Source organism: Variovorax soli NBRC 106424 (assembly GCF_001591385.1).
GTDB classification, from domain to species: domain Bacteria; phylum Pseudomonadota; class Gammaproteobacteria; order Burkholderiales; family Burkholderiaceae_C; genus Variovorax; species Variovorax soli.
In genome coordinates, this window is the sequence record NZ_BCUU01000003.1 from 16400 (window position 1) to 29514 (window position 13115).

Annotated in this window: 12 protein-coding genes; 2 read left to right on the forward strand and 10 right to left on the reverse strand. The window is 69.8% G+C overall.

Annotated elements, in window-relative coordinates:
• Window positions 1–2: 2 nt before the first annotated feature.
• On the reverse strand, window positions 3–665 hold the full coding sequence (locus VSO01S_RS01500; protein ID WP_068640036.1) for a methionine ABC transporter permease: 663 nt from the start codon (window positions 663–665) through the stop codon (window positions 3–5).
• Window positions 658–1575, reverse strand: a complete 918-nt coding sequence (locus VSO01S_RS01505) for a methionine ABC transporter ATP-binding protein (protein WP_068640037.1) — start codon at window positions 1573–1575, stop codon at window positions 658–660. Before VSO01S_RS01505 ends, VSO01S_RS01500 begins: the two co-directional genes overlap by 8 nt.
• 213 nt (window positions 1576–1788) lie before the next feature.
• On the opposite strand from VSO01S_RS01505, the gene VSO01S_RS01510 reads away from it, so the two are divergent.
• Both VSO01S_RS01510 and VSO01S_RS01515 read left to right on the forward strand, forming a co-directional pair.
• Complete coding sequence (locus tag VSO01S_RS01510; protein ID WP_068640038.1) at window positions 1789–2604, forward strand: MetQ/NlpA family ABC transporter substrate-binding protein; 816 nt, start codon at window positions 1789–1791, stop codon at window positions 2602–2604.
• A 121-nt stretch (window positions 2605–2725) separates the two neighbouring features.
• Entirely contained in the window at window positions 2726–3742 is a 1017-nt protein-coding gene (locus tag VSO01S_RS01515; RefSeq protein WP_084241612.1) for a CysB family HTH-type transcriptional regulator, read from the forward strand.
• A gap of 13 nt (window positions 3743–3755) precedes the next feature.
• Here the strand turns inward: VSO01S_RS01515 and VSO01S_RS01520 are convergent, their stop codons facing one another.
• The 8 genes from VSO01S_RS01520 to VSO01S_RS01555 form a co-directional block, all read right to left on the reverse strand.
• Window positions 3756–5408 (reverse strand): N-acyl-D-amino-acid deacylase family protein, encoded by a 1653-nt coding sequence (locus VSO01S_RS01520; protein WP_084241613.1) that lies wholly within the window; start codon window positions 5406–5408, stop codon window positions 3756–3758.
• 110 nt (window positions 5409–5518) lie between these two features.
• Window positions 5519–6913, reverse strand: coding sequence for an LLM class flavin-dependent oxidoreductase (locus VSO01S_RS01525; protein WP_068640039.1), 1395 nt, complete (start codon window positions 6911–6913; stop codon window positions 5519–5521).
• Window positions 6914–6930: 17 nt separating this feature from the next.
• Window positions 6931–7785, reverse strand: a complete 855-nt coding sequence (locus VSO01S_RS01530; RefSeq protein WP_068640142.1) for a MetQ/NlpA family ABC transporter substrate-binding protein — start codon at window positions 7783–7785, stop codon at window positions 6931–6933.
• A 19-nt stretch (window positions 7786–7804) separates the two neighbouring features.
• Window positions 7805–9073: an SfnB family sulfur acquisition oxidoreductase gene (locus VSO01S_RS01535; protein WP_068640040.1), complete on the reverse strand. Its 1269-nt coding sequence runs from the start codon at window positions 9071–9073 to the stop codon at window positions 7805–7807.
• 4 nt (window positions 9074–9077) lie between these two features.
• Window positions 9078–10322, reverse strand: coding sequence for an SfnB family sulfur acquisition oxidoreductase (locus VSO01S_RS01540; protein ID WP_068640041.1), 1245 nt, complete (start codon window positions 10320–10322; stop codon window positions 9078–9080).
• An 11-nt stretch (window positions 10323–10333) separates the two neighbouring features.
• Window positions 10334–10918: an FMN reductase gene (gene msuE / locus VSO01S_RS01545; RefSeq protein WP_068640042.1), complete on the reverse strand. Its 585-nt coding sequence runs from the start codon at window positions 10916–10918 to the stop codon at window positions 10334–10336.
• Window positions 10919–11003: 85 nt separating this feature from the next.
• Window positions 11004–12149, reverse strand: coding sequence for an FMNH2-dependent alkanesulfonate monooxygenase (gene ssuD, locus VSO01S_RS01550; protein ID WP_068640043.1), 1146 nt, complete (start codon window positions 12147–12149; stop codon window positions 11004–11006).
• An 86-nt stretch (window positions 12150–12235) separates the two neighbouring features.
• Window positions 12236–13105 (reverse strand): VOC family protein, encoded by an 870-nt coding sequence (locus tag VSO01S_RS01555; protein WP_084241614.1) that lies wholly within the window; start codon window positions 13103–13105, stop codon window positions 12236–12238.
• Window positions 13106–13115: the final 10 nt, after the last annotated feature.

Below are 13115 nucleotides of genomic sequence, written 5' to 3' on the forward strand. Positions count from 1 at the left end.
AATCAGCGCTTGTCCAGCACGCGGGCCGCATGGCTGCCGGCGAACTGGATGATCTGCACCAGCACCACCAGCAATGCCACGGTGAGCACCATCACATCGGTCTGGAAGCGGTAGTAGCCGTAGCGGATGGCCAGGTCGCCGATGCCGCCGCCGCCCACCACGCCGGCAATGGCCGAGTACGAGAGAAAGCTCACCGCCAGCACCGTGAGCGCCAGCACCAGGCCGGAGCGGGCCTCCACCAGCAGCACGCGCGCGATGATCTGCAGCTCGCTCGCGCCCATGGCGTGGGCCGCCTCGATCACGCCGCGCGGCACCTCGCGCAGGCACTGGTCCACCAGCCGCGCCAGGTAGGGAATGGCCGCCACCGACAGCGGCACCGCCGCGGCCAGCGGCCCGATGGAGGTGCCCGCCACCACCCGCGTGAAGGGCACCAGCGCCACCAGCAGGATGATGAAGGGAAAGGAGCGCACGGTGTTGACGATCCAGTTCAGCACCAGGAACACGGGGCGGTTCTCCAGCGACTGCCCCGGGCTCAGCAGGAACAGCAGGATGCCCAGCGGCCCGCCGATGAGCAGTGCCGCACTCAGGCCGATGCCCAGCATGAGAAAGGTCTGGGCCGTGGCCACGCCCAGCTCCGGGAGGATGGCGGCGATGTTCTCAGGCATAGGCCACCCCCTGCGCATGGGCGAGCGGCGACGCATTCGCCAGCTGCGGCGTGTTGGCCGCCTGCACATCGGCCGTGGGCCGCACCAAGGCGCGCTGTTGGCCGCGCTGTTGGGCGCGCTGGCGCACCAGTTCGTCGATCTCGCGGCCGAGCGCGGTGCGGCGCTCCGCCGCCGACGGGCCGTCCACTTCGAACTGCTCCACCAGCCGGCCCTGCTCCAGGATGGCCACATGCCTGCACAGCGCCTCCACCACCGACAGCTCGTGCGTGACGATGACGATGGTCACGCCCAGCTTCTCGTTCACCTCGCGCAGGGTCTGCAGCAGCTCGCGCGTGGTTTCGCTGTCCAGCGCCGAAGTGGGCTCGTCGCACAGCAGCACCTGCGGGCGCGGCGCCAGCGCGCGGGCAATGGCCACGCGCTGCTTCTGCCCGCCCGACAGCTGCGCCGGGTAGCTGGCGGCCTTGTCCTCCAGGCCCACCAGCTTCAGGCACTCGCGCACGCGCGCCTGGATTTCGGCCCGCGTATGGCGGCCGTGGATCTTCAGCGGGAAGGCCACGTTGTCCGCCACCGTGGCGTTCTGGATGAGGTTGAACTGCTGGAAGATCATGCCGATGTTCTGGCGCGTATCGCGCAGTTCGCGGCGCGACAGCTGCGTGAGGTCGCGGCCGGACACGATCACCTGCCCCGCATCGGGGCGCTCCAGCAGGTTGATGAGGCGCAGCAGCGTGGACTTGCCCGCGCCGCTCTTGCCGATCAGGCCGAAGGTGTCGCCGGCATGGATGTCCAGCGAGAGCGAATGCACCGCATCGAAGGTGCCGCCACCGGGCAGCGCGAATGATTTCTTCACGGCTTGCAGCCGTATCACCGGCTGCGTGCCCGGTGGTTTCGTGGATTGAAAGTCTGTGGTCATCTCAGCAGGGTTGCCCGGCAAAGCGGCCGAGTATGGGAAGCGCATCCCCAAAGGGGAAGGACGCTTTCGTCGCGTGCTTATGCGCTTTTCGATGAAGGCCCGCTGTCGCGCCGTGCGGCTGCGCCCGCGCATAAGGTTCTGCGTTTTCCTTCCTTCCGGGCGGCGGTGCGCGGCGGCAAAGTCGCGCCACTTTCACTCCATTGCAACTTTCAAATGCTCGCCTCCCTTCGCCGCGCCGCCCTGTCCATCGTCGCCACCGCCCTTCTTTCCGCCACCTGCGGCGCGCTGCATGCGCAAGACAACAAGAAGGCGCTGAAGGTCGGCGTCTCGGTGGGCAACGGCGAGCAGATCTTCGAGGTGGTGAAGAAGGTCGCGGCGCGCGACGGGCTGGCGATCGACGTGGTCGTGTTCAACGACTACCAGCTGCCCAATGCCGCGCTGGCGGCCGGCGACCTGGATGCCAATGCCTTCCAGCACCAGCCCTTCCTGGACAACCAGAACAAGTCGCGCGGCTTCGACATCGTGCCGGTGGGCCTGACCATCACCGCGCCGCTGGGCTTCTACTCGCGCAAGATCAAGTCCATCGACCAGCTGCCCGACGGCGCCTCGGTGGGCATCCAGAACGATCCGTCCAACGGCAACCGCGCGCTGCTCCTGCTGCAGGAAGCCAGGCTCATCACGCTCAAGCCCGAGGCGGTGAAGAACAACACCGCCACGCCGCTGGACGTGGTGTCCAACCCGAAGAAGCTCAAGCTGGTGCCGCTGGACGCGGCGCAGCTGCCGCGTTCGCTGGACGACCTGGTCATCGCCTCCATCAACAACGACTATGCCGAGAAGGCGGGCCTGTCGCTGGCCAAGGATGCGGTCATCAAGGAATCGCCCCAGAGCCCCTATGCCAACCTGATCGCGGTGCGCCGCGCCGACAAGGACAAGCCCTGGGCCCGGCAGCTGGTGAAGGCCTACCAGTCGCCCGAGGTGAAGAGCTTCATCGAGACCAAGTTCAACGGCTCGCTGGTGCCGGCCTTCTGAGCGCCCTTTCAGATCATTCACTCATTTGAAAGCAACAAATCGGTAGTTCGCGATTGGAAGGCCGCCTTGCAGAATCGTCCGCAGAGTGCCCCACATGGCACAGCTTTTTTCGGCGATTGCAATGAACTTCCAACAACTGCGCTCCGTGCGCGAAGCCGTGCGTTGCGGCTTCAATCTCACCGAGGCGGCCCAGGTGCTCCACACCTCCCAGCCGGGCGTGAGCCGGCAGATCCGCGAGCTTGAAGAAGAGCTCGGGCTCGAGCTCTTCGCCCGCGCCGGCAAGCGGCTGACGGGCCTCACGCCGCCCGGCGACTACCTGCTGCCCATCATCGAGCGCGTGCTGCTGGAAAGCCGCAACCTGCGCCAGGCGGGGCAGGACTTTCTCTCGCAAAAGCGCGGGCTGCTGTCGATTGCCGCCACGCATTCGCAGGCGCGCTACGCGCTGCCGATCGCGGTGCAGGAATTCCGCGGGCGCTTTCCCGACGTCCAGATCCACCTGCGCCAGGGCTCGCCGCAGCAGATCGCGCAGATGCTGCTGGACGGCGAAGCCGACGTGGGCATTGCCACCGAGGCGCTGAGCGACTATTCGCAGCTGGTGGCACTGCCCAGCTTCCGCTGGACCCACTCGCTCATCGTGCCGCCGGGCCATGCGCTGCTGGACGGACCGGTGACCATCGAGCGCCTGGCGGGTTATCCGCTGGTCACCTACGACAGCGGCTTCACCGGCCGCAACCGCATCGACCAGGCCTTCGTGGACGCGGGCCTCAAGCCCGACCTGGCCATCACCGCCATGGACGCCGACGTGATCAAGACCTACGTGGAGCTCGGCCTGGGCGTGGGCGTGGTGGCCGGCATCGCCTTCGAGTCGGAGCGCGACACGCGGCTGCGCGCGGTGGACGTGGGCCACCTGTTCGGCATCAACACCACCAAGCTGGCGGTGCGGCGCGGCGCCTACCTGCGCGCCTACGTGTACGACTTCATCGAATCGTTCTCGCCGGTGCTCACCCGCCAGGTGGTGGAGGAAGCCCTCGGGGCCGAGCGCGAGGAAGCGGCCAGCGGGCCGCCGGCCGAGCCGGCCTTGACGCAGCTGCTGGCCGCCCGCGCGCCGCACCCGTCCGCCGCGGCGCAATTCAACTGAAGCCCTCGCTGCCTCAGTGCGCGTGATCGTGCATGGCGGGGCTCAGGGCCAGCTTCGCGCTTCCGGTCGCCGCCTTGGTGGCCGGGCAGAGGCGCGGGTCCGGCACGCGCAGCAGGGCACGGCCGGCCGCCACGTTCGTGGGCACGTCGTTCTCCACCACCGCCCGGCCGTTGATCATGGTCAGCATGATGCCTTCGGACAGCAGCGCCGGCGCGGTATAGCTCGCCCTGGCCTTGAAGCGCGCCGGATCAAACACCACGATGTCGGCGAACTGGCCCGCCTTCAGGCGGCCGCGGTCGACGATGCCCAGCGAGTCGGCGGTGAGCGAGGTGCTGCTGTTTACGAACTGGCCGATGGAGATCACCTTCTGTCGCACCACGTACTCGCCGTACTTCTGCGAGAACGAAGCGACCGCACGCGGATGGCCCGGCGACGAGTCGGACGAGGTCATGACCCAGGGCCGCTTCATGAAGGCACGCACATCCTCTTCGCTCTGGTTGAAGTTGGCGACGAGGTTCTCGCTTTCGCGCAGCACCAGGATGGTGGCGTCGACCGCGTCGCCGCGGGTCGATGCCTGCGCGATCTGCGCCAGCGTCTTGCCCACATATTTGGGATTGCCCGCCGCGATCAGGACCGCCGCGGCGCCGTTGCGCAGGCGCAGGTTCTCGGCGATGCCGGCGCGCAGCCGCTCCTGCACGGCCGGATCGTCGAAGCGCTGCAGCAGCGCCGGGCGGCCGCCGGCGTTGGCCCACGCCGGAATCAGCGCGGCGGAGAGGTAGGTGCTCGAAGCGAGCCACGGGTACTGGTCGGCGTGGACCTTCTGGCCTGCCGCCTGCGCGTCCTCGACCATCTTGATCAGCTGTCCGCTCATGCCCTGCACATCGGCACCCAGGGCCTTGATGTGCGCGATGTGAACCGGCATGCCGGCTTCGCGGCCGATGCGCAGCGCTTCCGCCACGGCGGCCGGCAGGCCGGCCCGGGTCTGCTCGTCGCGGATGTGGCTGTCGTAGGGCACGCCGTGCACCGCCGCGGCCTTGGCCACCTCGATGACCTCTTCGGTGGTGGAGAAGTTCTGCGGCGTGTAGTAGAGGCCGGTGGAGAAGCCGATGGCGCCCTGGCAGATGGCGCCGGCCACCAGCTTCTTCATGGCCTCGAGCTGCTGCGCCGTGGGCGCGACATTGTTGTTGGCCAGCTGGCTCTGGCGCACGGGGCCGAAGCCCACGAACATGGCCGCGTTCGTGCCCGGCGGGTTGGCTCGCATGCGCTCGGCCTGGCCGGCGATGTCGTAGCCGCCGTAGCCGTCGTTGCCGATCACGGAGGTGGTCACGCCCTGCGTGACGAAGGCCAGGTTGAGCCGCTTGGACGCGTTGTCCGACAGCAGGTCGGTGTCGGCATGGGTGTGCGCGTCGATGAAGCCCGGGGTCACGGCCATGCCGGTGGCGTCGATGGTGCGGCCTGCCGTCGTGCCTGCGGGCGCCTTGCCGACGAAGACGATGCGGTCGCCCGCCACGCCGACGTCCGCGACGGTGGGTTCGAGGGCGTCGCCGTTGTAGACGGACCCACCCCGGATCAGCACGTCGACCGCGATGGGGTTGGACGGCTGCGCCAGCGTGTCGCCGCTGCTCCTGCATGCCGACAGCGCGAGCAGGGAAAGGGTGGCTGCCATCAGGCAGGAAGGCGGGTGAAGCTTCATTGGGGGTTGGCGTGTCGTTGCGGGGCTGCGGCAGCCGCAGGCTTGACGCCGGATTCTGCCCGTGAAGCTCGCCCGCCCCTTCGTCACGCCAGCTTCAGGCGCGGCCCTTCAGTCCCCTGGGGCGGCAGCCGCCGAAAGCCTGCGCCGAAGTGCCGCTGCGGCAGCCGGTCCGATTCGCCGAAGAGCTTCCTGCGCAGGCTGCCGTTCTCGTACGCGGTCTTGTAGACGCCGCGGCTTTGCAGCTCGGGCACCACCAGGTCGACGAAGTCCTCGTAGCTTTCGGGCACCACGGTGCGGCTGAGGTTGAAGCCGTCCACGCCCGTCTCGTCGACCCAGGACTGCAGCTCGTCCGCCACCTGCGCGGGCGTGCCGACGATGGCCGGGTAGCGGCCGCCCAGCTCGAAGATCTCCAGCAGCTGCCGGCGCGTCCAGCCATGCTGCTGCGCCGTGCGGGTGGCCGACTCGATGGCGTTGGTCGGCCCGTACTGGATGGGCTCGTCCAGGTCGTAGCGCGCGTAGTCGATGCCGGTGCTGGCCGAGAAATGCGCCAGGCCCGCTTCTCGGCTGGCGTAGCGCTTGTAGTCCTCGTGCTTCTCCCTCGCCTGCTTCAAGGTGGGCGCGGTGACGACGGCGGCGCCGACGAAGACCTTCACGTCCTCGGGCCGGCGGCCGCTTTGCACCAGCTGCTCGCGCAGCGACGCCACGCTCTTCTTCGCGGCCGCCTTGTTGGGCGGCGAGATGAACACGCATTCGGCATGGCGGCCCGCAAAGCGCTGGCCGCGCCCCGATGCGCCGGCCTGGAACAGCACCGGCGTGCGCTGCGGCGAAGGCTCGGCCAGGTGGTAGCCGTCCACCTGGTAGTAGCGGCCCCGGTGGTGCACCGGGTGCACCCTGGCCGGGTCGGCGTACACGCGCTCGGCCCGGTCGCGGCGCACCGCCCCCTCTTCCCAGCTGCCCTCCCAGAGCTTGTAGAGCACCTCGAGGAACTCGTCGGCGCGGTCGTAGCGCTCGTCGTGCGGCAGCTGCTCGGCCAGGCCCATGGCGCGCGCCGCACTGTCCAGATAACCGGTGACGATGTTCCAGCCGATGCGCCCGCGCGTGAGGTGGTCCAGCGTCGAGAAGCGCCGCGCCAGCAGGTAGGGCAGCTCGTAGCCCAGGTTGACCGTCACGCCGAAACCCAGGTGCCGCGTCACCGCCGCCATGGCCGAGACCAGCATCATCGGGTCGTTCACCGGCAGCTGGATCGACTCGCGCAGCGTCACGTCCACATTGCCCTGGTAGACGTCGTACACGCCCACGATGTCAGCGATGAACAGGCCGTCGAACAGGCCGCGCTCCAGCGTGCGGGCAATGCCCGTCCAGTGCTCGATGGTGTTGTAGGCGGTGGATTCGTCGCGCGGATGCGTCCACAGGCCGTGGTTGATGTGGCCGACGCAGTTCATGTTGAACGCGTTCAGCAGGATCTTCTTCTTGCTCATGCTGCCTGGGCGCGGGGTCAGAAGGCCGGGACCACGCCGCCGGCGAAGGTCTTGAGGATGAACTCGCGCACCTCGTCGCTCTGGTAGGCCTTGACCAGCTGCGGCACCCAGGGCTGCGCCTGGTCCTGCTCGCGCACCGCGATCAGGCAGGCGTAGGGGCCGTCCTTGTCTTCCACCAGGATGCCGTCGCGCACCGGGTTGAGCCCGGCCTTGTTGGCATAGTCGGCGTTCACGGCCGAGGCGTCGGTGTCGTCCAGCGTGCGCGGCAGCTGCGCCGCCTCGATCTCGGCAAAGCGGAACTTCTTGGGGTTCTCGATGATGTCGCGCGGCGTGGCGTTGACGCCGGCAATCGGGTCGATGCCGGTCTTGAGCTTGATGGCGCCGGCCTTCTGCAACAGCAGCAGCACGCGGCTCTCGTTGGCCGGGTCGTTGGGAATGGCGATGCTCGCCCCGTCGGGCAGGTCCGAGAAGTTCTTGTACTTCCTGGAATAGATCGCCATCGGCCCGATCCAGGTGCGGCCGAAGCCCACGATCCTGTAGCCGCGCGAACGCACCTGCGCCGCCAGGAAGGGCCGGTGCTGAAAGCTGTTGGCGTCGATGTCGCCGGCCTCCAGCGCGGCATTGGGCCGGCTGTAGTCGGTGAAGGGCACGATCTGGATCTTCAGGCCGTAGTCGCGCTCGGCCACCCGCCGCGCCACCTCGAACACCTGCTCGTGCGGGCCGGTGGTCACGCCCACCTTCAGCAGCTTGGTCGTGCCGGGCGATTCCTTCAGCGCCGCGTGTGCGGGCGGCAGGCCCGCGGCCAGCAGCGCACCGGCGCTGCCCAGTTGCAGCAGCACGCGGCGGCGCGTGCTGGGTGGATGTCGTTCCATGCTCATGCGGGCTCCGGAGTCAAAGCGCGCCATGTCGCGGCGGCAGCTTGTCGTTGAGGTAGAAGTTGCCGACCGCGTGGTACTTCCAGCGCACTGGGTCGTGCAGCGTGTGGGTGCGGGCGTTGCGCCAGAAGCGGTCCAGGCCCAGGCCGTCCAGCGTGGCGCCGGTGCCGGCCAGCTCGAACAGGCGCGTGCCTGCGGCCAGCGACGCGCTGGTGGTGAGCACCCGCGCCTCGGCCACGGCCACCGATGCCTCGGCCACGCTGCGCTCGTTCGAGTCGCGCTGCGCATCCGCCACGATGCGCGCCGCGCGGCGCACCAGCGCCTCGGCCGCACGCAGGCGAACCGCCACCTCGCCCACCTGGGCGATGGTCAACGGGTCGTGGCTGGCACGCTCCACCCCCGCATCGATCCAGGGCCGCGACCGGTCGCGCACGAAAGGCAGCGTGGCGGCCAGTGCGCCCTGGCCGATGCCCAGGTCGATGGCGGCATGCAGCAACTGCGCGAAGGGCCCGATGGTGGTCGGCCGCTCCATCGACGCCTGGAAGGGCACCACCCACTCGCGCTCCACCCGCACGTTGTCGAAGGCCACCGAGCCGCTGCCGGTCACGCGCTGGCCGAATCCGTCCCAGTCGTCGGTGATGGACACACCGTCGGCGCCGCGCGGCACGAAGGCCATCCGCGTCACCTCGCGGCCCTCTTCGAGCGACACCACCATGGTGGGAATCCAGTGCGCGAAGAGCGCGCCGGTGCAATAGAACTTGCGCCCGTCCACCCGGAAGCCGTCGCCGTCGGGCGTGAGCCGGGTGCGGCGCTTGAAGTCCTTGTGGCCGATCTCCGCCAGCGCATTGCCCAGGCGCTCGCCGGCCAGCACGCGCTCGTAGAAGAAGCGCTGCTGCGCCGGCGTGCCGCCCACGCGAAGGACCTCCAGCGCGTAGAAATGGTTCTGCGGAATCTGCCCGAGCGAGCCGTCGGCCGCCGAGATGATGGCGATCACCTGGGCCAGCGTGGCGTTCGACACACCGGGGCCGCCGTATTCGCGCGGAACGGTGATGGACCACAGGCCGCTGGCGGAAAAGCGATCCAGCTCGGCCCAGGGGAGCACGCGCTCGCGGTCGCGCGGCACGGCGTTCTCCTCGAAGTCCGCGGCCAGCTTGCGGGCGACCTCGATGGCATGGGCGTCATCGCGGATGCGCGCCGGCGCCTTGCGCGGTGCCGGCGCGGGCGCGGGTTGTGCCGGGGCGGGTACCGCGGGTGCCGGCCGCACGAGAGTGGCTTCAAGGGTCATGGTGCTAGTTCCATGAATGGCGCGCGGGCAGCACGCCGTTGAGGAGGTAGTTGCCGATCAGGTGGGTCTTCCAGCGCACCGGGTCGTGCAGGGTGTGGGTGCGCGCGTTGCGCCAATGGCGGTCCAGGTTGTGCTGGGCCCGCGTGGCCGAGGAGCCGGCCAGCTCGAACAGCTTCTCGCTGGCCTCCAGCGCGACCTGGGTGGTGAGCACCTTGGCCTCCGCCACCGCCACCGAGGCGCGCGCGCTGGAAAGCGCGGTGACCGGCTGCGCGGCGATCTCGTCCAGCGTGCGGGCGGCTTCGCGCAGCACCTCGTGCGCGGCGTGCAGGTCGATCTGCAGGCGGCCCACGTCCTGGATGATGTAGGGGTCGTCGCTGGCACGCGCCACGCCCGAATCCACCCAGGGCCGCGCCTTGTCGCGCACGAAGTCCATGGCGTCGGCCACCGCCGCAGTGGCAATGCCCTGGTCGATGGCGGCCTGGATCAGCTGCGAGGTGGGGCCGAACAGGCCTGGCCGGTCGGCCAGTTGCCACACCGGCAAGACGTCCGCCTCGTCCACCGGCACGGAATGGAACTTCACCGAGCCGCTGGCGGTGGTGCGTTGGCCGAAGGAACTCCAGTCGTCGATCACCGACAGGCCCGGCGCATCGCGCGGCACCCAGGCCTGCACCGCGCGGCCTTCGTCGTCCAGCGCACGGGCCGGCACGCGGTGCGCAAACAGGGCGCCGGTGGAATAGAAGCGATGGCCGTTCAGGCGCAAGCCCTCGGGCGTGTGCGAAAGGCGCGTCTGCCCGTGCAGGATGGTCTTGGACTTGCGCTCGGGGCCGGCATTGCCCAGGCGCCCGCCGGCCAGCACCTCGCCGTAGAAGCGGCGCTTCTGCTCGTCGGTGCCGATCTCGCGCAGCACGCCCAGCAGGCCGAAGTGGTTCTGCGGAATCTGCCCCAGCGACGGGTCGGCCGCGCACAGGATGACGAACACCTGCGCCAGCGTTTCGTAGGACACGCCGGCGCCGCCGTATTCGCGCGGAACGGTGATGGCGCCCAGCCCGCTTTGGGACCATCGGTCCAGCTCCGCCCAGGGCAGGATGCGTTCGCGGTCGCGCCGCGCGGCATCGGGCGCGAACTCGGCGGCCAGGCGTCGCGCGGCGGCCAGGGCCTCCTCGTCGCTGGCAATGCGCTGCACGCGCGCGGGGTCGGGCCGTGGTGCGATGCGCTGCGCCGCCGCGATGGGAATGTGTGCTTCCGACATCAGGTGCAGCCTCAGGCCGCCAGCGAGAGTGCGGGTGCCGCGGCGGCCTTGTCGTGCAAGCGCTGGCGCAGCACCGGCAGTGCACGCTCCACCGCCAGCGCGATGCGCGAGCGCAGCGCCTCGCCCGTCACGCGGTAGTTGTCGAATTCCTTGTCGGTGCCGTACACGCCGATGGGCAGCGTGTTGGACTGGAAGAAGGCGAACAGCGGGCGCAACTGGTGGTCGATGGCCAGTGCATGGCGGTCGCTGCCGCCGGTGGCCGCCAGCAGCACCGGCACGTCGACCAGCGCCTCGTGGTGCACGAAGTCGAACAGGTGCTTGAACAGGCCCGTGTAGGTGCCGCGGAAGATGGGGCTGGCCACCAGCAGCAGGTCGGCGGTCTCGATGTCGCGCAGCACCTGCTCGATGTCGGCCGGCAGCTTCGCGCGCTGCAGCACGTTGCCGAAGCGGGGCGCGATCTCGCCCAGCTCGACCAGGCGGGTTTGCGCGGGCAGCGCGTCGGTGAAGCCTTCGAGCAGTTGCTCGACCAGCGCGAGCGTGCGGGAGGGGCGCTGCAGGCCGCCGGAGACGGCGACGATCTTGAGCTTGTGGGCCATGTGGATCAAAAGTGTTTGGGGTTGGAATGGGCCGCGCCAGGCCGCCGGCGCCGGGCGCCAGGAGCAAGGCGAGGCGCGGGCTGCCTCAGCTCGCCGAGCGGGCGGCTTGCGGCACGATGTCGTTGGCGATCACCTCGCCGAAAGGACCGGTGAGGTTGGCCTGGCCCGGCGCACGCGCCAGCTCCAGGGGCAGCAGCGGGAACACCAGCTCGGCCAGGCGATAAGCCTCTTCCAGGTGCGGATAGCCCGAGAAGATGAAAGTCTCGATGCCCAGCTCGGCATATTCCTTGATGCGCGCCGCCACCTCCTGCGGATTGCCCACCAGCGCGGTGCCGGCACCGCCGCGCACCAGGCCCACGCCGGCCCACAGGTTGGGCGAGACCTCGAGCTTGTCGCGCCGCCCGCCGTGCAGTGCGGCCATGCGCTGCTGGCCCACCGAGTCGAATCGCGCGAAGGCCTTCTGCGCGGCCGCCACCGTCTCGTCGGTGACGTAGGAGATGAGTTCGTCGGCGGCCTTCCAGGCCTCTTCCGAGGTCTCGCGCACGATCACATGCAGGCGAATGCCGAAGCGCAGCGTGCGGCCATGCCTGGCAGCTGCGGCGCGCGCCTTGGCGATCTTCTCGGCCACGGCGGCGGGCGGCTCGCCCCAGGTGAGGTACACGTCGACCTGCTCGCCCGCCAGCTCGATGGCCGGGTCGGACGAGCCGCCGAACCACAGCGGCGGATGCGGCCGCTGCACCGACGGATACAGCGCCTTGGCCCCCTCCACGCGCAGGTGCTTGCCCTGGAAGTCCACCGTTTCGCCGGCGGCCACGCGGCGCCAGATGCGCAGGAACTCGTCGGTGACCTCGTAGCGCTCGGTGTGGCTGAGGAAGCTGCCGTCGCCGTGCTGTTCGTCGGGGTCGCCGCCGGTGACCACGTTGATGAGCAGGCGCCCGTCCGAGAAGCGGTCGAGCGTGGCGGCCTGGCGTGCCGACACCGTCGGCGAAATGATGCCGGGGCGGATCGCCACCAGGAACTTGAGCCGCTCGGTGAGCGGTGCCAGCGAAGACGCCACCACCCACGAGTCCTCGCACGAGCGGCCGGTGGGAATCAGCACCCCTTCGTAGCCGAGTTCGTCCGCGGCCTGGGCCACCTGCTTGAGGTAGCGATGGGTCACGGTGCGTGCGCCATGCGAGGTGCCGAGGTAGCGGCTGTCGCCATGGGTGGGAAGGAACCAGAAGATCTTCAAGGGAATCGCCTCGCGCAGATGAGATGTGCAGGCGTCCAAGTTTGCGGCCGGCACGGCGCGATGGCACCGTGCGGCCTAGAAGCATTTCAGTTATCGATATGCGTGCCGCGCAGGTCGTGGCGGGCTTCGCGCGCGCCGCCCTTCGCCTCCACCAGCTCGAACTCGATGAGCGCGCCATGCGCACGCGCGGCATGCAGCGGGGCGCTGGTCTGCGCCGCGTCGTGCGTGTGCAGCACGAAGGCGTAAGGCCCTTCGCCGCGCGTGGCCAGCCGCTGCGCGAGCGCGCTCGACGGCCCGCCCACCGGGTCGCGCGGCGAGGCCAGCACCAGCGCGCTGGTGCCGATGCGCACCACCGCACCGCGAACGCCGCTGCCCGGAAAGACCACCGGCGGGCTCAGGTCCGCACCGTCGCCCAGCAGGGCACGGTAGCGCGCGAGCGTGGCGTGGAGGTCATGCACCGCCACCGCCAGGCTGGCCACGCCCTGCGCGCCGTTGGCATGCACGCGCGCCGGCCCCTCCGGAACGCGCAGCGTGCGCGGCGTGAGGTCGCCGCACAGGAAGGGCAGGTCCGGCGTGGCGGGCCGCGCCGTCTCCCATTGCAGGCGCTCGCCGTCGGGGCGCAGGCGCCCGCCGTCCAGCGGCCCCTCCAGCTGCAGCCCGCGCTGCGCCGCGCCGGCCACCGTGGATGCCGTGCCTTGCGGCGGCAGCAGCGCATAGTCGACGATGCCTTCGCCGTGGCGCTGCAGCAGCTGCCACCAGCGCTCCTGCGGCGCCGGCGCGCGCCAGGCGATCAGCTCCAGGTAGCTGCCGTCGGCGAACACCACCAGCGCGTTGTGCGTGCTGCGGCCCGGGTGGTCGCCGCCGCGCAGCACCGTGAAGCCCAGCGCGCCGTAGTCGGCCATGGTCTGCTCCAGGTCGTGCACGGCAATGACGATATGGTCCAGCGCAAGGGTCATGCGTCTTCTT

Coding starts and splice junctions, on each gene's coding strand:
- VSO01S_RS01540 (WP_068640041.1), bottom strand. CDS start 10,322: ATGTCGGAAGCACACATTCCCATCGCGGCGGCGCAGCGCATCGCACCA.
- VSO01S_RS01500 (WP_068640036.1), bottom strand. CDS start 665: ATGCCTGAGAACATCGCCGCCATCCTCCCGGAGCTGGGCGTGGCCACG.
- VSO01S_RS01520 (WP_084241613.1), bottom strand. CDS start 5,408: ATGGCAGCCACCCTTTCCCTGCTCGCGCTGTCGGCATGCAGGAGCAGC.
- VSO01S_RS01530 (WP_068640142.1), bottom strand. CDS start 7,785: ATGGAACGACATCCACCCAGCACGCGCCGCCGCGTGCTGCTGCAACTG.
- VSO01S_RS01535 (WP_068640040.1), bottom strand. CDS start 9,073: ATGACCCTTGAAGCCACTCTCGTGCGGCCGGCACCCGCGGTACCCGCC.
- VSO01S_RS01510 (WP_068640038.1), top strand. CDS start 1,789: ATGCTCGCCTCCCTTCGCCGCGCCGCCCTGTCCATCGTCGCCACCGCC.
- VSO01S_RS01525 (WP_068640039.1), bottom strand. CDS start 6,913: ATGAGCAAGAAGAAGATCCTGCTGAACGCGTTCAACATGAACTGCGTC.
- VSO01S_RS01505 (WP_068640037.1), bottom strand. CDS start 1,575: ATGACCACAGACTTTCAATCCACGAAACCACCGGGCACGCAGCCGGTG.
- VSO01S_RS01515 (WP_084241612.1), top strand. CDS start 2,726: ATGAACTTCCAACAACTGCGCTCCGTGCGCGAAGCCGTGCGTTGCGGC.
- msuE (WP_068640042.1), bottom strand. CDS start 10,918: ATGGCCCACAAGCTCAAGATCGTCGCCGTCTCCGGCGGCCTGCAGCGC.
- VSO01S_RS01555 (WP_084241614.1), bottom strand. CDS start 13,105: ATGACCCTTGCGCTGGACCATATCGTCATTGCCGTGCACGACCTGGAG.